This window comes from Sphingobacterium sp. R2 (assembly GCF_040760075.1).
Lineage (GTDB): Bacteria > Bacteroidota > Bacteroidia > Sphingobacteriales > Sphingobacteriaceae > Sphingobacterium.
Genome location: NZ_CP142884.1, coordinates 366,515 through 385,005, shown reverse-complemented (window position 1 = coordinate 385,005; position 18,491 = coordinate 366,515). Strand labels below are relative to the sequence as shown.

The 18,491-nt window shown below is 40.4% G+C and carries 14 protein-coding genes; 7 read left to right on the top strand and 7 right to left on the bottom strand.

What is annotated here, in order from left to right; translation table 11 throughout:
- The first annotated feature begins 25 nt into the window (after window positions 1–25).
- Window positions 26–1,720, top strand: a complete 1,695-nt coding sequence (locus VXM68_RS01770) for an amino acid permease (RefSeq protein ID WP_367210261.1) — start codon at window positions 26–28, stop codon at window positions 1,718–1,720.
- Window positions 1,721–1,809: 89 nt separating this feature from the next.
- On the opposite strand, the gene rlmF is transcribed toward VXM68_RS01770, so the two are convergent.
- Both rlmF and VXM68_RS01760 read right to left on the bottom strand, forming a co-directional pair.
- Complete coding sequence (gene rlmF, locus VXM68_RS01765) at window positions 1,810–2,721, bottom strand: 23S rRNA (adenine(1618)-N(6))-methyltransferase RlmF (RefSeq protein WP_367210260.1); 912 nt, start codon at window positions 2,719–2,721, stop codon at window positions 1,810–1,812.
- Window positions 2,722–2,798: 77 nt separating this feature from the next.
- Complete coding sequence (locus VXM68_RS01760) at window positions 2,799–4,745, bottom strand: KUP/HAK/KT family potassium transporter (protein ID WP_293956726.1); 1,947 nt, start codon at window positions 4,743–4,745, stop codon at window positions 2,799–2,801.
- 259 nt (window positions 4,746–5,004) lie between these two features.
- On the opposite strand from VXM68_RS01760, the gene VXM68_RS01755 reads away from it, so the two are divergent.
- Window positions 5,005–5,439: a T9SS type A sorting domain-containing protein gene (locus tag VXM68_RS01755; protein WP_293956725.1), complete on the top strand. Its 435-nt coding sequence runs from the start codon at window positions 5,005–5,007 to the stop codon at window positions 5,437–5,439.
- A 96-nt stretch (window positions 5,440–5,535) separates the two neighbouring features.
- Here the strand turns inward: VXM68_RS01755 and ispG are convergent, their stop codons facing one another.
- On the bottom strand, window positions 5,536–7,542 hold the full coding sequence (gene ispG / locus VXM68_RS01750; RefSeq protein ID WP_367210259.1) for a (E)-4-hydroxy-3-methylbut-2-enyl-diphosphate synthase: 2,007 nt from the start codon (window positions 7,540–7,542) through the stop codon (window positions 5,536–5,538).
- A 45-nt stretch (window positions 7,543–7,587) separates the two neighbouring features.
- Window positions 7,588–8,538, bottom strand: coding sequence for a DUF5668 domain-containing protein (locus VXM68_RS01745; RefSeq protein WP_293956722.1), 951 nt, complete (start codon window positions 8,536–8,538; stop codon window positions 7,588–7,590).
- Between the two features lie 246 nt (window positions 8,539–8,784).
- Between VXM68_RS01745 and VXM68_RS01740 the strand changes: the two genes are divergently transcribed.
- The 3 genes from VXM68_RS01740 (at window position 8,785) to VXM68_RS01730 (ending at window position 11,299) form a co-directional block, all read left to right on the top strand.
- On the top strand, window positions 8,785–9,519 hold the full coding sequence (locus tag VXM68_RS01740) for an ABC transporter permease (protein WP_293956721.1): 735 nt from the start codon (window positions 8,785–8,787) through the stop codon (window positions 9,517–9,519).
- Window positions 9,520–9,528: 9 nt separating this feature from the next.
- A complete protein-coding gene (locus VXM68_RS01735; protein WP_293956720.1) occupies window positions 9,529–10,287 on the top strand; it encodes an ABC transporter ATP-binding protein in 759 nt (252 codons plus the stop codon).
- A gap of 106 nt (window positions 10,288–10,393) precedes the next feature.
- Entirely contained in the window at window positions 10,394–11,299 is a 906-nt protein-coding gene (locus tag VXM68_RS01730; RefSeq protein WP_293956719.1) for a class I SAM-dependent methyltransferase, read from the top strand.
- A 96-nt stretch (window positions 11,300–11,395) separates the two neighbouring features.
- Here the strand turns inward: VXM68_RS01730 and VXM68_RS01725 are convergent, their stop codons facing one another.
- The 3 genes from VXM68_RS01725 to VXM68_RS01715 form a co-directional block, all read right to left on the bottom strand.
- On the bottom strand, window positions 11,396–13,174 hold the full coding sequence (locus VXM68_RS01725) for a hypothetical protein (RefSeq protein ID WP_367210258.1): 1,779 nt from the start codon (window positions 13,172–13,174) through the stop codon (window positions 11,396–11,398).
- A gap of 83 nt (window positions 13,175–13,257) precedes the next feature.
- The gene (gene purU, locus VXM68_RS01720) at window positions 13,258–14,100 is read right to left on the bottom strand and encodes a formyltetrahydrofolate deformylase (RefSeq protein WP_293956717.1); all 843 of its coding nucleotides are present in this window, start codon (window positions 14,098–14,100) and stop codon (window positions 13,258–13,260) included.
- Window positions 14,101–14,139: 39 nt separating this feature from the next.
- Window positions 14,140–15,993: a DNA topoisomerase IV subunit B gene (locus tag VXM68_RS01715; protein ID WP_293956715.1), complete on the bottom strand. Its 1,854-nt coding sequence runs from the start codon at window positions 15,991–15,993 to the stop codon at window positions 14,140–14,142.
- Between the two features lie 167 nt (window positions 15,994–16,160).
- On the opposite strand from VXM68_RS01715, the gene VXM68_RS01710 reads away from it, so the two are divergent.
- Both VXM68_RS01710 and VXM68_RS01705 read left to right on the top strand, forming a co-directional pair.
- Window positions 16,161–17,309 carry an SPFH domain-containing protein gene (locus tag VXM68_RS01710; RefSeq protein WP_293956714.1) on the top strand — a complete coding sequence of 383 codons (1,149 nt, stop codon included), beginning with the start codon at window positions 16,161–16,163 and terminating at the stop codon, window positions 17,307–17,309.
- Between the two features lie 24 nt (window positions 17,310–17,333).
- A complete protein-coding gene (locus VXM68_RS01705; RefSeq protein ID WP_294187498.1) occupies window positions 17,334–18,443 on the top strand; it encodes a hypothetical protein in 1,110 nt (369 codons plus the stop codon).
- Window positions 18,444–18,491 lie beyond the last annotated feature (48 nt).

The window sequence follows — 18,491 nt, the reverse complement described above, 5'->3', positions numbered from 1 at the left end:
TTTTAAGTACCAAAACTAAATTTACATGTCACATAGACTTTTTCGGAAGAAAAGTGTTGATCAGATTCTCCATGACACTCAAAAAGAGGAGGGAACAGGCCTTGCAAAGGTGTTGGGTGTAACAGATCTGGTTTCTTTGGGTATCGCCGCCATTGTTGGAGCTGGAATTTTTAGCACAATCGGACTGGCCAGTTATGAAGGTGGGCCTGCAGTATCACTTCTCTTTGTTTTTACAGCTTTTGCCTGTGTTTTTACGGCATTGGCTTATGCGCAATTTGCCAGTACAGTTCCTGTTTCGGGCTCGGCGTATACCTATGCTTATGTGGCATTTGGTGAATTGTTTGCCTGGATCATCGGTTGGGCATTGGTTTTAGAGTATGCGGTTTCGAATACGGTTATTGCGATTTCGTGGTCGCAGTATTTTGTTTCCATGCTGGAGGGCTTTGGTGTTCACATACCTCCTTGGTTATCCATGGCTCCAGGCTACGCGTACGATGCTGTGGACAAAATGAACCAGCATGGTGCGTCTGCCTTAACTGCAATCGATCAGCATGGGTTAGATGCTTTTAATAGCGCTCCACGAATCGGAGGGCTACCTATTATTTTCGATTTACCAGCGGGGGTCATTACATTTTTGGTCACATGGTTGGTTTATATCGGTATAAAGGAATCTCAAAAAGCGAGTATGATCATGGTGATGATCAAAGTTGCTATTATTCTAGCGGTAATATTTGGTGGAATATTCTTCATAAAGCCCGAAAACTGGACTCCTTTCGCACCTAATGGCCTTAAAGGTGTACTCGGAAGTGTTGCCGCTGTGTTCTTTGCCTTCATCGGATTTGATTCGATATCGACAACTGCCGAAGAGTGTAAAAACCCACAGCGCGACCTGCCTAAAGCCATGATTTATTGTTTATTGATTTGTACAGTACTGTATGTAGCCATAACCTTGGTATTGACAGGAATGGTCAATTATACAGAATTGAATGTAAAAGATCCGTTGGCTTTTGTTTTTAAATACGTCGGCTTTGATCATATGGCGGGAATTATATCCGTGACTTCCGTAATTGCCATCACTAGTGCCTTACTGGTATATCAACTGGCTCAACCAAGAATCTGGATGACCATGAGCAGGGATGGTCTGTTGTGGAAGAAATTTGCAACGATCCATCCCAAATATAAAACGCCTTCTTTCGCTACGATCGTCACGGGGTTGGTGGTAGCCATCCCATCGTTATTTTTTAAAATGGACTTCTTTGTGGATCTGACGAGCGTGGGTACCTTTTTTGCCTTTATCCTTGTTTGTGCAGGCGTATTGTATATGGACTATTCCGGCTTATCTGCAAAATCGAAATTTAAGGTTCCTTATATCAACGGTAAATATGTAGTGGGTGGTGGACTGTTGATTGCTATTGTGCTCATTTTTATATACGGCCAGGGAACGGTACAGGAATGGAAATCGCTGTCAGTGCTTGAAATTATAGAACATAAAATGCTCGTCATTATATTTTGGTTAACCTGGCTTGGCCTGAGTATTTATAGCTTTAAAATGAACTTTTCGCTATTGCCTGTCGTTGGTATCCTGATCAATTTGTATTTGATGACGGAATTGGGAGCAAGTAACTGGATAATATTTGTGATCTGGCTCGTAATTGGATTGGCTGTATATTTTATGTATGGCTATAAACATTCAAAGTTAAATAAACAGGCGCAAGTATAGTATATGAGAAGCGTCGCATAAGAATGGATCAAAGAAAAGGAGCTATCTGCATAAAAGATAGCTCCTTTTCTTTGAATATCGTGGACGTATTAGAATCTCCACAAAAGGATTCGGCTTACCTTATTGCCTTGTTCCATGCGGATTACCTCAGTCTCTTTTACATTTATTTTCTTTAGTTTGTGCTGTAAAAAGCGAATATCTTCACGATGTGCCACTAAGGTCGTGAACCATTTTACTTGATCTTTGTGGAACTGGCTTTCAAAGATCATGCGTGACAGAAAGGCTTTTTCACCACCATCGCACCATAATTCGCTTCCCTGCCCAGAAAAAGTTTGTGTCACCGGTTTTTCGTCTATTTTAGCATCTTTTATACCAGTAGTTTTGCGGATGGATTGTTGTAAAGCTTCGGTTTGAGAGCTAAAAAACGGCGGGTTACAGATCACTACATCGTATTTTTCACCTGGAAGGATGATATCTTTGAATATGGCCTTTGGATTATTTTGCAGGCGTATTTGTATGCTCTTTTTTAGGCTCATGTTTGTCCGTGTTATCTCGATAGCATTTTTATATGCACTCTTGATAATTTCGGAACCTACAAAGCTCCAGCCATATTCCTGATGACCGATTATCGGGTAAATACAATTGGCTCCAACACCGATATCGAGGATATGAATATTTCCGCCTTTTGGAATTTCATTGTTGTTGTCGCGCGCAAGCACATCGGCGATATAATGAATATAATCAGCGCGGCCGGGAATAGGAGGGCAAAGATTCTCTTTGGGAATGTCCCAGTGTTGAATGTGATAGTATTTCTTTAGAAGCGCCTTGTTTAATGTCTTCACGGCATCAGGATTGTTAAAATCGATGGATTTTACATTGTAAGGGTTTGCTATTACAAATTCCTTGAGCGAGGGCTCTACTTTGCTCAGTTCTTCAAAATTGTAGTTATCGAGATGTCTATTTCTAGGATGTAATTTCTTTTTTGGATTAGCGTCTGCCATGATGTATTATTTGCAACAAAAGTAATGCAATTCTATTGAATAAAAAAGGTGATGCTAAAGCATCACCTTGAGAAGTATTAATCTTTTCGTATGAGATGGACTTCTGAAGTCTGGGGAAAATTGAGCGGTACGCGCTCTATGGTAACAAAACTAGAATCCAAACCAAAACCTTTTTCTTCGGACAAGCTCATTTTTTTGAGGTAACCATAGATGTCCATAATAACCTTTTCTATCCAAGTCATCTGATTGGTTTTGGAAAGTACTTTTTCTAAAACAACAAATTTAAAATCGCCTGGTATATTATGTTTACGTAAGGTGTCGTACTGACTAGTGATGTCAATTTCACCTTTTTTCACCATTTCTTCCACAACTTTTCTAAACAATAAACTGATGCGTTGCTCTTCTCTAAAACCAAGTTTGAAATCAATTCGTATTAACTTCCCAGGGATAAGTTGGTCGATCGAATATTCTTTGGTGTGTGGATGATCCATCACGTCAACATGTACCAGCCAATATACGTCGGCCCGCTTTGGTTTTTTATTTATAATGGAATAAATAATTTTAGCTTCTATCTCTGATTTAAAATTTGCGCTTGTTAGGTACACCAAATGTGATGCATATGGTGGCACAGATTTGTCTTCACTTAATTCTGAGATGATGGGGTAATATTTGTTGATATTGATAAAGTTGACATAGCGATTTTTAATTTTTCGCGCTGTATACCAACAGTACATTGTTACGAATAATGCCGTGGCAAGCATCAGGGTTAACCAGCCACCATGAGCAATTTTTACCCCATTTCCTACTAAGAAAGTTAACTCGATGACAAAGTAGGCGATCAAGAATATAGCAATCACTGCACGATTGACTTTTTTCATCGACAGAAAATAACCCATTAAGACCGTCGTCATCAAAACGGTTAGATTGATAGCGAGACCATAGGCTGCGTCCATTCGGCTGGATTCTTCGAAAACCCAGATGACAATCATACAGCCTATCCATAAAATTAAATTGATGGAAGGAACATACAGCTGTCCTTTATGTTCGCTTGGATAGCGGATAGCAACTTTAGGCCATATATTCAATCGTACTGCTTCCGAAATTAAGGTGTAAGATCCGGATATCATGGCTTGACTCGCTATGACAGCAGCAATTGTCGCTATAGCGATACCGTAGCCGATAAACCAATCGGGCATGATCGAATAGAAGGGGTTTGATCCACCTAGAACACGTCCCTCTTGCGTCAATAACCAGGCACCTTGTCCGAAATAATTTAATATCAGCGTGATCTTTACATAAATCCAGCTAATCCGGATGTTGTTTTTACCACAGTGCCCCATATCCGAATATAAAGCCTCGGCTCCGGTAGTACATAAAAACACCGCGCCAATCAATAATAGCGAATGCGGGTAAGTAATCAGAATATGAAAGGCATAATAGGGATTGATTGCTTTCATGACTTCGGGTGCAAGGTGAAGATGGGATAAACCAAGCACGCCAATAATTGAAAACCAGATGGTCATCAACGGCCCAAAAACCTTTCCAACAACGGATGTTCCAAATCGCTGAATTATAAATAATAAGGATATGATTGTAACAACGATAGGAACTGTAGGTAATCCAGGGAATTTGATGTCTAGACCTTCAATAGCTGAAGATATTGTGATGGCAGGTGTGATCATTCCATCAGCCAATAAGGTGGCAGCACCGATCATCGCCGGGAAGATTAACCAAGGTGCGCGCTTACGTACCAAAGAATAAAGGGATAAAATGCCCCCTTCACCTTTATTGTCTGCCCGTAATGTAATCCAAACGTATTTAACGGTTGTTTGGAGTGTCAGCGTCCAAAAAACGCAGGATAGTCCTCCCAAGACCAGGTCTTTTTGGATGGCTCCTTGTCCCATGATTGCTTTGAAAACGTATAATGGGGAGGTTCCTATATCTCCAAAAACAATTCCTAAACTGATCAATAATCCGGCGAAACTCACCTTATTGATACTGCTGTGATGACTATTGTCTGCCATTTATCAAGTATTTTATTTCAAAATATACTGCAAAAATATACTTTTTGCCTGTACTTTAAGTAGGTACATTTGCTGCGCCAAATTTTAGCATTTCCTTTGACATGCGCAAGAGCTGTTAAAATTTGTTAAAAGAAACTTGGAAAGGCCCTTCTTGACAAAAAACTTTTAAACAAAATACTAACTTTGTTGTTGATAATTCAAATAGTTAGCGTTATATTTGATTAAACCGTAACCAGTATTTGAAGTCTAATTTAACACTATGGGGAGAAATCTACTTAAAGCAGCTTTTTTGACACTATTATCCGCACTGACATTGTGCAGTGGGGGGGCAAGGGTGTATGCAAAGTCTCCTTATGACCATACTTTTTCGCAACATATTTGGGACGGCAATGAGGCATTCGGAGGTGATAAAACGATCAAGGAAACAGAGAAACTGATCAATAATGTTAAGGTATTCTATAATCCAATTGCTGAGCAAATAAACCTTTCTTTTAAATTGGCAAAATCTTCGGGTGTTTCTATCAAAGTTATGGACGCATTGGGCAATGAGATTCTTCAATTAATGAATGGTAATCTGGATTCAGGAATTCAAAATCTTTCTTTTGAGCATGGCGGAAAATTAACCACAGGATTCTACTTCGTAAGGGTAGTGGCTGGTTCTGAAACTGTTGTTAAAAGATTTTCTATCCGATAAGGAGACAATTGACAAGATAATTCGTTAGTATACAAAAACAGCAGCGGGAATCATTTGATTCCCGCTGCTGTTTTTGTATAGCGTTTATTTGTGGCTTTAGTCTTGTAATTCTTCGATCCAAAGGCCATCATCTTTAATGATTTTGATCAATTCGTCCAAGGCATGTGCAGAACTCACATTTTTCTTGACAACCTGCTGGCCTCTATACAACGTAACTTTATCAGGTCCCGCTCCCACATAGCCATAGTCTGCATCAGCCATTTCACCAGGACCATTCACAATGCAGCCCATGATACCAATTTTTAACCCTTTTAAATGGTTCGTGCGGCTTCGAATCATCTGGGTAGTTTCTTGTAGATCAAACAAGGTTCTGCCACAACTTGGGCAGGATATATATTCTGTCTTGGATATTCTTGATCGCGTTGCCTGCAAAATTCCGAAAGATAATGAGGCTATGTTTTCCAATGCTGTTGCCGGTGAATCAATCCAGATTCCCGATCCTAATCCATCGATCAATAGCGCGCCTAGATCTGTCGATGCATAAAGCTGTATTTTGGAAATAGGTTCTTCGGGATTCATATATTCACCAATAGGGCCTGAGAAATCTTCTTTTGGATAGGAGCGTTTAATAATGACTGGATTGTTGAGGCCTATTTCCTGCAAATTACGGAAAAATTGTCTTTGATCTGCCATCCCGTGCAAGTAATCGGTTTCTACTATAAATACGACAGTTTTGTCAAGCTGTAAAGATTCAAACAATGGGGTCAACAAATCTGAATTGCAGATTTTGACCATATTCAACACCGTATCTTTATAGTCCGCTGCTACAAATTGTGCTAAGGTAAAGAGGGGATGGATGTTGGTTTTATCAGCAAGTTGGAACCAAGTGTCGTAGTTATAAATCTGTTTCAGGTTGGCCGGCATAGTGAAAGACGGTAAACTATCTGCGAGATAAACAAAGTCTACAGACTGCTCGCCCATGTGATATTTATCCAATAGGATATCATAGCGATAGCCAACTTTGGTAAGTATCTGGGCGTCTTTCAAATTTTCTTTGGAGATATCAACGACAATCCTGGGAACTAAAGCCCCCCCGATGAATGTATTTACTTCTTCGCTGGTATAAGGGACAATGGGTGTGTCTGTAGATAGTTGGATAATTTCTTGTTTGGGCTGAAGCTCGAGGTTTGCCTGCCGTTTGCTATATCGATTGACAAGAGCTATTGCCACGGGGGCTTCGCGTTCGGGTTCTTCGGTTAACGATACGCGTACAGTATCTCCCAGTCCATCCTCCAACAGTGTTCCAATGCCGACGGCAGATTTTACACGGCCATCTTCACCATCTCCGGCTTCCGTTACTCCGAGATGTAGCGGGTAGTTCATGTTTTCAGAAACCATTTTTTCGACCAACAAACGGTAGGCTTTTACCATGACCTGCGGATTGGATGATTTCATTGAGATACAAAGGTTATAAAAATTCAGGTCTTCGCACATCCGGATAAACTCCATGGCCGATTCAACCATGCCTTCAGGCGTATCGCCATAATGGCTCATAATTCTGTCGGATAAGGAACCATGGTTGGTTCCAATGCGCATGGCTGTACCATTTTCTTTACAGATATTGACAAGTGGAGCAAATTTATGATAAATGCGCTCCAATTCAAGTTTATATTCAGCTTCGGTATACGACAGCTGATCGAATTTTTTCTTGTCCGCATAGTTTCCGGGGTTGACCCTTACTTTCTCTACGATACGGGCGGCTACCTCGGCAGCATTGGGGGTAAAATGAATATCAGCAACTAAAGGAACATTATATCCTCTTCGCCGGAGTTCATTCTTTATATTGGCTAAATTTTGTGCTTCTTTTATACTGGGAGCGGTAATACGAACGTATTCGCAGCCCGCTTCAACCATCCGAATCGTCTGTTCAACTGACCCCATCGTATCCATGGTATCTACCGTTGTCATACTTTGAATACGAATGGGATTATCGCCACCCATTGGGGTATTACCGATTTGAATTTCCCTCGTTTTCCATCTTGAATAATCTACCTTGGAATTGCAATAGATTCCAGGCAATGTCAACATATTACTTGTGTCCATATCTAACACAAAGTTAACTTTTCTTGACTAAAAATCGGCTGTCAATTAATATCTTCTAATTTTTATTGATGCAATACCACCGTTGATGTCAAAATCGAATTTTTGAGTAGCTGTGTCGTAATTTATCGATTTTGCTTCTCCTTCACTTTTAAGGAAATCGCCCTCATAATCTGTAGAGGATAACGCATTATCGCTTGTAATACGGCAGGCCGCATTTTTCGGAATCATGATTTCGATTGATGACGCTCCGGCGTCCATCGAAATCTTTGTTGTAGCCAGTGGCTGACCCAATTTTAGTTTTAAACTTGTTGCACCGGCATCGATATCTAATGCCTCTATTTTATAGGGGGAAAGATCCAGCTTGGCATCGATCGCGCCGACATCAAAATTCAGGTTCCATACGATGTTGGGGTTTAAAGCAATAAAAGTATTATTATTTTTGCTATTGAAATCCTTGTTTTGGAATTTCCCTTTTAAATTGATGTCAACTTTTTCGGTAGACTCTCCATGTACGGTTACGCCCAGTAAATATTCTTTTGAGGTATTATATGCCGAGAAGATCTGTGACGTCGTGCTGCTATCATTTCTTAATGAGGTGGCGCCTAAATCGAGATTCAAGGTAGCACTTTGGATTTTATTGTTCAGTGGTACGTTTAGCTTTTCCGTTGTATAATTCGTTTTATCATTTGGATCATCATTATATTTGACGCCAAGGGTTTTACTCTTTAATAGCTGTGTTAATAGTGGTTCCTTAGGTGTCGATAGGCCGATGTATGTCAGGAACCCTAAAATGACCACGGTAGAGCCAATGGCAACAAATTGTCCAACCTGTTGATCTTTGGGTACCAGCATACGAATTCCGGCAAGAACGATAAACAGCGGCCAATATCTAAAAATACCGGCCCAATTGAATGAAATTGTGTCAAGCTGTGACAATAATAAGACAACGCCTATAAAGAGAATGGTGATACCAGTTGTTATTCTTCGTGTATTCATAACTAATTCTGTTTGTTAATATATCTCAAAAGTAATTCGATTTGGGAGATACTGTATGAATGTTTAGGCTATTATACATAAAAAATCGGTAAATGTGACTAATTGATCGGTAAGTAATTTCGTTTTTCCATTACTTTTTGGCTTTTTGCTTGTTTATATATTACCGGGAATTAATTACCTTTAATGGATATCTCGGCTTAATATAGTCTTATAATTGACGTAATACATTGAAATTAAATAGATAACATGATCTTTCATCACATTGGTGCCTATCTCATACTCCTCAAATCAGTATTTAAAAGACCGGAGAAGGGGCGGATTTATTGGAAGGAAACCGTATTGGCAATGACCGATATTGGTATTGGCTCGCTCGGCCTTATCGTCATTATCTCCACCTTTATTGGTGCTGTTATGACCATGCAAATAGCCTTTCAGATGGTTTCGGACTTGATACCTAATTCGATTATAGGCTCTATCAATCGGGATTCGAATATCTTGGAATTGGGGCCAACGATATCTGGCTTGGTTTTAATGGGAAAAATTGGTTCGTCCATATCTTCACAGATTGGCTCTATGCGTGTTACAGAGCAGATTGATGCCTTGGAAATTATGGGGATCAATGCTCCTGGCTATTTGATTTTGCCTAAAATTTTGGCTGGTGTGACCATGATTCCGATGTTGGTTATTATTTCCATCGTGTGCGCCTTGGTGGGCGGCCTGTTGGGGGGATCCCTTTCGGGAGCTGTTACGCAAGCAGATTATATTTTGGGGATTCAAGATGGCTTTAATGGTTTTACCGTAACGGTGGCACTTGTAAAAGCGGTGGTCTTTGGATTTATTATTACATCGATTTCTGCTTATAAAGGATATCATGTGAAGGGTGGGGCTTTGGAAGTTGGGCAGGCGAGCACGGAAGCTGTAGTGGTAGGCTGTATTACCATTCTAGCGGCGGATTATGTAATTACGGCACTAATGCTTTAAAAAGATTTTATGATTCAAATCGAAGATATTAACAAGTCGTTTGGTGATAATCATGTGCTGAAAGGTATCAGTGCGAATTTTGAACCCGGTAAAGTGAGTTTGATTATTGGTGGTTCGGGGTCGGGAAAGAGCACCTTACTCAAGTGCATCGTTGGGTTGCATCAACCGGAAAAAGGAAAGGTCATTTTTGACGACAAAGATTTTACTCGGATGAATTTTGAAGAACGTGTCCCCATTCGTAAAGAAATAGGTATGCTTTTTCAGAATTCAGCATTATTTGATTCGATGACTGTCGAACAAAATATTATGTTTTCTTTGGATATGTTTACGGACATGTCGAAAGCGGAGAAATTGGACCGGGCAAATCATTGTCTAGAACAGGTTAATCTGGAGGGACGGAATAAGCTATTTCCTGCCGAGCTCTCAGGCGGGATGAAAAAGCGGGTAGGGATTGCGCGTGCGATCAGTATGAATCCCAAATACCTTTTTTGTGATGAGCCTAATTCGGGTTTAGACCCTGAAACTTCTATTGTTATCGATGAGTTAATTTTGAAGATAACTCAAGAATTAAAATGTACAACAGTTGTTGTTACGCATGATATGAATTCTGTAATGGGAATAGGGGAATATATTTTGTTTCTTTACCAAGGGGCGAAGTTTTGGGAAGGGTCCAATAAGGATATGATGCGCTCGGATGTGAAAGAATTAAACAACTTTGTCTTTGCAAGCCCATTGATGAAAAGTGCTAAGGCCTCGATGGGCGAATAACGGGTGAGATTATTGTTTTAGTGTGTCCGATTTTAGGCGCTGATCGGGGTTAGGATCATGCAGATTTCTTTTCTATTGAAATTTAGCTTAGTTTTGTCGGAAAATTTTGATTTTGGCAGCAACAAATATACAACTATTGACTCCACAGCATTGGAGAGACTATGAACTCATTGATTGTGGTGATTTTGAAAAATTGGAACGCTTTGGTGATTTAATTCTGGTCAGACCTGAGCCTCAGGCTGTATGGCCTAAGGCGTTGAGCGAAGCAGATTGGAACAAACGTTATCATATCAAATTCAAAGGTCGTTCGGCTACTTCTGGAGAATGGTTGAAGAAAAATCCGAAGGTTCAGGACCGTTGGCACATCGAATATAAAAATAGCGATGTGGCCATCAAATTTAGGTTGGGCCTGACATCTTTTAAACACGTCGGGATATTTCCGGAACAGGCTGTAAATTGGGACTATATTTCAGAATCTGTTCGTTCATTTAAGACGGAAAAACCGAAGGTTCTCAATCTTTTCGCATACACGGGAGGAGCATCTTTAATAGCGAAAGCTGCTGGTGCGGATACAACGCACGTGGATTCGATTAAACAGGTTGTGACCTGGGCGAATGAAAATATGGAAATTTCCAACTTGGATAACATTCGTTGGGTTGTTGAGGATGCGTTAAAGTTTGTAAAGCGTGAACTGAAAAGAGGTAATACCTATAATGGAATTATTTTGGATCCACCAGCTTATGGACATGGGCCGAAAGGTGAGAAATGGAAATTGGAAGACCACATTATGGAAATGATGACAGAGGTTGTTCAACTATTGGATCCTCAAGAACATTTCTTGATTTTAAATACCTATTCTTTAGGTTTCTCTTCGGTTATTGTGGAAAATTTAATTAAGACTGCTTTTCCGAAAGTTGAAAACTTAGAAATAGGCGAGCTATTTTTACAAGCAACTGCAGGTCCGAAACTTCCACTTGGCGTATTTGGTAAATTCCGTAAGATAGCGAAGTAATACGGTCAAAAGATTTCTGATAACAAACACGGGGCGCTTATTTAAGCGCCCCGTGTTTGTTATCAGAGACAATTGTTTTAATATGCATCAGGCGCATTACATATGGATATCCTTCAACCGTAGCGATGCGATTTCCAGCTGCTTTGGGATGGCTGCAATGATGTTCTGCGGGATATGTGATAAGTGTTGAGCTAGCTCATCATAGTAAGCAATCCCAGCTTGTAACTGCGCTTTAAATTTGGCTACATACTTTACCTTTTTATCATTAATGATGTTTTGATTATCTGTTACATATTTTTGAATATGATCAATGTAAAGGTTGAGTTCGTTGATCAGGACAAATGGGCGATTGTTATTTTCAAAGACTGAGATACGGCCATAGATATGATCGATCATTTCCCGTAAAGTGTATTGTTTTTTAAACCAAACAAGATTTGGACCCGGACAAATGGCGACGGCGGTCTGTTCTTTAGTCTTCTGGATATTGTATTTAAGATAGGCAGGCGCTGCGAGTCCTTCACAAAGACAGGTCTTTTCGGTAATGGCCTCAAAAGCTTTTTCGTATTCAGCAGCAGACAGGTTTTGTTGTTTTAGTTCCTGTATCTTTTGATGTTGATATACGCGTGATGCGGTGCAGATGGGCTTGTCACCGAACTCGGTGTTGGAAATAAGATACTCTTTTTTGCAGGGGCTTCCAGGGCGGCCTTTTTTAATTCGTTCTACTCGTAAGTGCTCAGCGCCACTTTTTCTAAAGTTGTTGAATGGAATGCCTAATGGAGATGCTCCACTGCAGTAGAAGTCTTCTTTTTCGGCAAGTTCCAATGTTTTCAACGTTTCTTGATCTACCGTAGTTGCTTCGGGTACCATTAGGAATGGAGATCCCCATCCTACAGCGTCAAATCCATAATAATCTAAAAAAAACTGATGTTCTGAAGCGGTACCCACCCCTCCTTGAACGGTATATTTGATAACGGGAGGTATGGTTAAAAAGCGCTTTTGAGCATTCCAATATTCTTGGTATATCTCGAAAAGTTCGGCTTTTAAACTTTCTTTCTTTTCTTTGAATTCTTGAAGGATTGGACCAAGAAGAAAGCCATCCGTTGCGAAAGCATGTCCACCACAGTTCAAACCGGATTCTATTCTGAATTCAGATACCCAAACCCCTCTTTTGGCGAGATATTTTGCCTGAATGAGTGCCGATCGGAAATCGCTTACTTTGAGAGTTACCTTTTTGTCGAACATACTTTCATTATCAGGGAAGAAAGCTGGCAATTCAGCAAGGTAAGCATATAGGTGTGGATTCATTCCAGCGGAAAGGATAAGCGAAGAATGAAGATTGGAATTTGCAAAGCCACGTAAGGCTGCTAGTGCATCCGAAAAGCGCTCGTCTAATGCCTTACCGTCTTTATAGTTTATCTTATCAACTTTGGACATGATATTAACATCAATGTCACCCGGCTTTAGATAAGTGATCAATAAATCTTGGAGTTCGGTCTTAATGGCCAGATTTGTTTCCATCTCCATAGCGTGATACAGCGGCTTGGAGGGATGTGAATCTGGTAGAAGCTGAAAGTATTTTGCCAATTCTGAGCCTTTTGTAAAGGGTTGATGTTTTAAGGCTGTAATTTGTTTATTGACCACAAATTGTACCAGATTGAGGTATGCTGTGATTCTATTTGCCCGATAATCTTCTTCAGATGTGCGGATTGGTTGATAGGGGATTTGATATTCTCCACAGTAATAGCAGCGCATGCGCTCGATTAGTTCATCGTCAACGATAGACATCACTGAGGAGATTCCGTACTGTGCAACCTTAATTGCTGAATCGATCGAGAAAGCTAGGCCTAATACGGGGATATGAAAAGTATGCGTCATTCTTAAATATTTCTTTTACGAAATAATGAAGAATAACGCTAAAAAAAAGTAATGATTGTTTTATGGGGATATGATTGTAATCACTATTCAAATACAATTGTTTTGTAGTCATTGCGCATGACACGATCCTCGCTAAGCAGGCGAATTGCACGGCTTAAAACGGCTTTTTCTATTTCCTTTCCAGCAGTAACCATGTCTTTTACCGTGTAGGTGTGGTTGACATGCCGTATATCCTGGACGATGATCGGACCTTCATCAAGTTGGTCGGTCACGAAATGCGCTGTGGCTCCAATAATCTTAACACCTCTTGCATGTGCCTGTTTGTAGGGGTTGGCTCCGATAAATGCCGGTAGGAAGGAATGGTGGATATTCACTAATTTATTCTCAAAAGTTCCAACAAACGCTGGTGATAAGATTCGCATGAATTTAGCTAAAATGATATAATCGAAATGATATTGTTGGATTTGTGCTATCAGTTGTTTTTCGAACGTTTCCTTTGTCAGGTTTTCATGTGAGATACAGTGAAAAGGAATGTCGAATTTTTCTGTAAAAGAGCGTAGCGATTCATAATTGCCAATGACAGCCTGCACTTCGGCTCCCCAAGTTTCGAAATGCTGTCGTACAAGTATGTCTGCAAGGCAGTGATGCTCTTTGGTCACCAAGACAACAATCTTTTTTCGGGTATTGGGGTTGATCTGTATTTGAGCAGAGGGAGGAAGGACCTCAGCCAAGGAGTCGGAAAGCTGTTTTTGATCCATTACTAGACCGTTACAGACTACACGCACGAAGAATTTATTGGCTTCTTCATCTACATATTCGCGCATGGTGACAATATTGAGCTGATATTTTGCAAGCGTGTTTGAGATGTTGGCGACTAGTCCAACGGCGTCTTGACATTGGATCAAAATTAGGGTTTGGTTGTGCATGAAATTTGGTTGTAGGTTATTGAAAAAAAGCGGGCTATGTTAACCCGCTTTTTTTGTTAGTTCTTCTTCTAGGTCAACTTCAACACGTAGATTTTCGACGATATGTTTTTGTCTATCGGGCGTGTTTTTACCCATGTAATATTCTAATAACTGTTGAATCTTATTGTCTTTGGACAAGATAACAGGATCAAGGCGGATATCTTTTCCGATAAATAAACCAAACTCGGAAGGTGATATTTCACCAAGACCTTTGAATCGGGTGATTTCGGGTTTAGCTCCTAATTTTGCGATTGCTTTTTGCCGTTCTTCGTCGGAATAGCAATAAATTGTTTCCTTTTTATTGCGGACACGGAAAAGGGGCGTCTGCAAAATGGAAACGTGTCCTGCTTTAACAAGGTCTGGGAAGAACTGTAAGAAAAACGTTAATAATAGCAAACGGATGTGCATTCCATCAACGTCGGCATCGGTAGCGATAACGATATTGTTGTAACGTAATCCATCTAGACCATCTTCAATATTAAGTGCATGTTGCAAAAGATTGAATTCTTCGTTTTCATAAACAATCTTTTTGGACATTCCATAAGAGTTAAGCGGCTTTCCTTTTAGGCTAAACACGGCTTGAGTCTGTACGTCGCGTGATTTGGTGATCGAACCAGAAGCAGAATCCCCCTCGGTAATAAACAGTGTCGTTTCTTGGTTGCGTTCGTTTTTATCGCTAAAATGCACTTTACAGTCACGTAGTTTACGATTATGAAGAGAGGCTTTTTTTGCCCTTTCGTTGGCCAGTTTTTTAATACCCGCGATGTCCTTGCGCTCGCGTTCGGATTGCAGGATTCGTTTCTGAAGGGCATCTGCCGTAGCTGGATTTTTATGCAGGTAATCATCCAATGCTTTTTTTACAAAGTCATTAATGAAGCCTCTTACAGTCGGGCCTTCAGGACCGACACTTTGGGAACCCAATTTTGTTTTAGTTTGAGATTCGAAAACAGGTTCTTGTACTTTGATGGCGATTGCTCCGATGATTGAAGACCGAATATCCGATGCGTCAAATTCTTTTTTGTAGAATTCGCGGATCGTTTTGACGAGTGCTTCACGAAATGCTGCCTGATGTGTTCCCCCTTGGGTTGTATGTTGTCCGTTTACGAAGGAATAGTATTCCTCTCCATATTGTTGTCCATGTGTCATGGCAATTTCAATGTCTTCACCACGCAGGTGAATAATTGGATAGCGCATGGATTCGGCATCAATATTACGTTCCAATAAGTCTTTTAGACCATGCTCGGAAATAAATTTCTGATTATTGAAATTAATCGTAAGCCCAGAATTCAGGAACACATAATTCCAGATCATGTTTTCAACAAATTCTAGTCTGTATTTATAATTCCGGAAAATGGAGTCGTCTGGATAGAATGTTACCGCTGTGCCATTTCGTTGCGTTGTTTCTTTTTGTTCATCATTGACTAATTCTCCCTTAGCGAATTGAGCGATGCGGGTAATATTTTGCCGATAGGACTGTACGGTGAACTGACTGGACAAAGCGTTCACTGCTTTCGTACCGACCCCATTTAAACCGACGGACTTTTGGAAAGCCTTACTATCATATTTACCACCTGTATTGATTTTAGAAACAACATCAACAACAGAACCAATTGGAATACCACGTCCATAATCGCGTACGGAAACTTTATTCTCGTTTACCGTGATATCAATCGTTTTACCAGCTCCCATAACAAACTCATCGATGGAGTTGTCAACGACCTCTTTCAATAAAACATAAATACCATCATCATAGGCCGAACCGTCCCCCAACTTTCCAATGTACATTCCCGGACGAAGGCGAATATGCTCTTTCCAATCCAGGGACCTAATGCTGTCTTCGTTATATGTACTCATAAATTTATGTTGAACTTAGCTAGCAAAAGTAAAAAAAATAAACTACGATAAGTAGTCTAAAAGGCTAAATTTTTTAGATATCCCCAGTTTATGTCCAGATGATGAAAATTGCTGGTTTGCCAGGAAATGTTTACATTTAGTGTAAGTAATTTTAAAGCGAATAATTTATGGGATTATTTGATAAAATCAGGAATGAGTTTGTCGATATTATCGAATGGGTCGATAATAGTACGGATACAATTGTGTGGAAATTTCCAAGGTATCAGAATGAAATAAAAATGGGTGCACAATTGACCGTGAGGGAAGGACAGGCAGCCGTATTTTTAAACGAAGGTGTGGTGGCTGATGTCTTTCAACCCGGTCGTTACGAATTGACAACCCAAAACATGCCCATCATGACTACCATTAGGGGGTGGAAGTATGGATTCAACAGTCCTTTCAAAGCGGATGTTTATTTTGTGAATCTTCGTCAATTTGTTAATCAGAAATGGGGTACAAAAAATCCAATCATGTTGCGGGATCCTGAATTTGGACCCATTCGACTCCGAGCTTTTGGTAATTTCTCCTTTCAAGTGAAAGATGTTACCGTGTTCATGAAACAGTTGGTTTCAACAACACCGGTATTTACGGTTGAAGATATCACAGAACAGCTTCGAAACATTGCGGTATCGAGAGGGATGGATGCTATTGCTGAGTCCAAAATTCCTGCATTGGATCTTGCATCCAACTACGATGAAGTGTCAGCCTTGATACAGCAGAAAATTGGAGCCGATTTTGATGAGTTGGGATTAAGTTTAACGAAGTTTTTAATAGAAAATATTTCTTTCCCAGAGGAAGTTGAAAAGGCACTTGATAAGCGAAGTAGCATGGGCGTTGTTGGTAATCTTGGAGCATATGCTCAATTTCAAGCTGCTAATTCGATGGAGAAAGCTGCTGAGAACCCAACTAGTGGAGGGATCGTAGGTGCTGGATTTGGTGCGGGACTGGGAGCGGGAATGGTTGGTCAAATGGGAAATGTCTTTCAACAAAATAGTTTTGATGGAAACAATCCAACTGGAGTAGGGGGTGCAGGGGCTTCTGCTACAACAGCGGGGCCGCCGCCGCTGCCTAAAAGCGTCGCTTATTATCTCGCGATTAAAGGAAAACAGGAAGGACCGTTTGATCATGAACAATTGAGTAGCCTTGTCCAGGATGGCACGCTAAATACGGCTACCCTCGTTTGGAGAGAAGGACTTGAGAACTGGATTGAAGCTGATAAGGTGAGCGATTTGAAAGGACTTTTTTCACAGATTCCGCCTCCGATACCAGGAGTTTAGGAAAGAAACGCATGACTGTGTTGTATGAGTTTTGAAGAAAAAACCTCCGAGATAGAGCAAGGATTGAAATGTCAGGGCTGTGGTGCAATTCTGACTTATCAGCCCGGTACTTCCTATTTGGAATGTTCCTATTGTGGAACCAGAAATGAAATAGCTGATCAGTTGCCAGAAAATGGGCGTATTGAATCAACGGATTATAAGGTCTTTGGAGCCGCGATGGAAGGACTCGAAGATGAACGATATAGTTATTTAGCTGAGGTCGTGCATTGCGGCAACTGTGGTGCAAACTCGCGTTTGAATCCTCATGTTACGGCAGATTTGTGTGCCTTTTGTGCATCACCATTGGTCATTGACCATCAGCAAAAACGTATTGTAAAACCGCATGGTGTTGTTCCTTTTGGTGTTGACTATAAAAGTGCTTTTGGGCTATTGACGCAATGGGCTGGGAAGGTATGGTTTGCACCGAATGACTTTAAGCGGATTTTTAACGCTAGGAATGACCGTTTAAAGGGGGTATATATTCCTTTTTGGTCCTATGATGCAGAGGTGAATTCTGATTACATCGGCTCGCGTGGTGAGTATTATTATGTGACAAGGACGAGGCGTAATTCGGATGGCGAAACAGAAGAGTACGAAGAAAGACGAACCAACTGGTATCCAACTTCAGGTACTATTTATAGCCAATTTAAGGATATTGTTATTTCTGGATCAACCTCCCTTCCGGAAAAGTTTTCGGAAAAGATCGGGCCGTGGAATTTGGGCTATCTAAAACCTTTCAATGAGCAGTATCTGAGTGGTTTTATCGCAGAAACTTTCAGTGTAGGTCATGTGAAAGCGGCAACAACTGCCCGAGCGATTATGGACCGGGAAATCGAGCGACAGGTTGAGAATGACATCGGTGGCGATACGCAGGATATCGATTCCATTGATAGTGATTTTAAATCCATTAAATTGAAATATATTCTTTTGCCCGTTTGGTTATCTGCTTATCAATACAAAGGAAAGAGTTATCAGATCATGGTTAATGCATTTAATGGTAAAGTGTACGGGCAACGACCTTATAGCTTTTGGAAAATCGCTTTTTTGGTATTGGCGATCATTATTGTTTTGTATCTCTTGAGTTTTATGGGATGACAAAAAAGGTTATATAAAAAACGCTGTTCTCTTAGTTTGAGAACAGCG

What these genes read in the sequence shown, in the direction of transcription:
- VXM68_RS01770 (WP_367210261.1), top strand. Translation starts at nt 26, where the DNA reads ATGTCACATAGACTTTTTCGGAAGAAAAGTGTTGATCAGATTCTCCAT.
- rlmF (WP_367210260.1), bottom strand. Translation starts at nt 2,721, where the DNA reads ATGGCAGACGCTAATCCAAAAAAGAAATTACATCCTAGAAATAGACAT.
- VXM68_RS01760 (WP_293956726.1), bottom strand. Translation starts at nt 4,745, where the DNA reads ATGGCAGACAATAGTCATCACAGCAGTATCAATAAGGTGAGTTTCGCC.
- VXM68_RS01755 (WP_293956725.1), top strand. Translation starts at nt 5,005, where the DNA reads ATGGGGAGAAATCTACTTAAAGCAGCTTTTTTGACACTATTATCCGCA.
- ispG (WP_367210259.1), bottom strand. Translation starts at nt 7,542, where the DNA reads ATGGACACAAGTAATATGTTGACATTGCCTGGAATCTATTGCAATTCC.
- VXM68_RS01745 (WP_293956722.1), bottom strand. Translation starts at nt 8,538, where the DNA reads ATGAATACACGAAGAATAACAACTGGTATCACCATTCTCTTTATAGGC.
- VXM68_RS01740 (WP_293956721.1), top strand. Translation starts at nt 8,785, where the DNA reads ATGATCTTTCATCACATTGGTGCCTATCTCATACTCCTCAAATCAGTA.
- VXM68_RS01735 (WP_293956720.1), top strand. Translation starts at nt 9,529, where the DNA reads ATGATTCAAATCGAAGATATTAACAAGTCGTTTGGTGATAATCATGTG.
- VXM68_RS01725 (WP_367210258.1), bottom strand. Translation starts at nt 13,174, where the DNA reads ATGACGCATACTTTTCATATCCCCGTATTAGGCCTAGCTTTCTCGATC.
- purU (WP_293956717.1), bottom strand. Translation starts at nt 14,100, where the DNA reads ATGCACAACCAAACCCTAATTTTGATCCAATGTCAAGACGCCGTTGGA.
- VXM68_RS01715 (WP_293956715.1), bottom strand. Translation starts at nt 15,993, where the DNA reads ATGAGTACATATAACGAAGACAGCATTAGGTCCCTGGATTGGAAAGAG.
- VXM68_RS01710 (WP_293956714.1), top strand. Translation starts at nt 16,161, where the DNA reads ATGGGATTATTTGATAAAATCAGGAATGAGTTTGTCGATATTATCGAA.
- VXM68_RS01705 (WP_294187498.1), top strand. Translation starts at nt 17,334, where the DNA reads ATGAGTTTTGAAGAAAAAACCTCCGAGATAGAGCAAGGATTGAAATGT.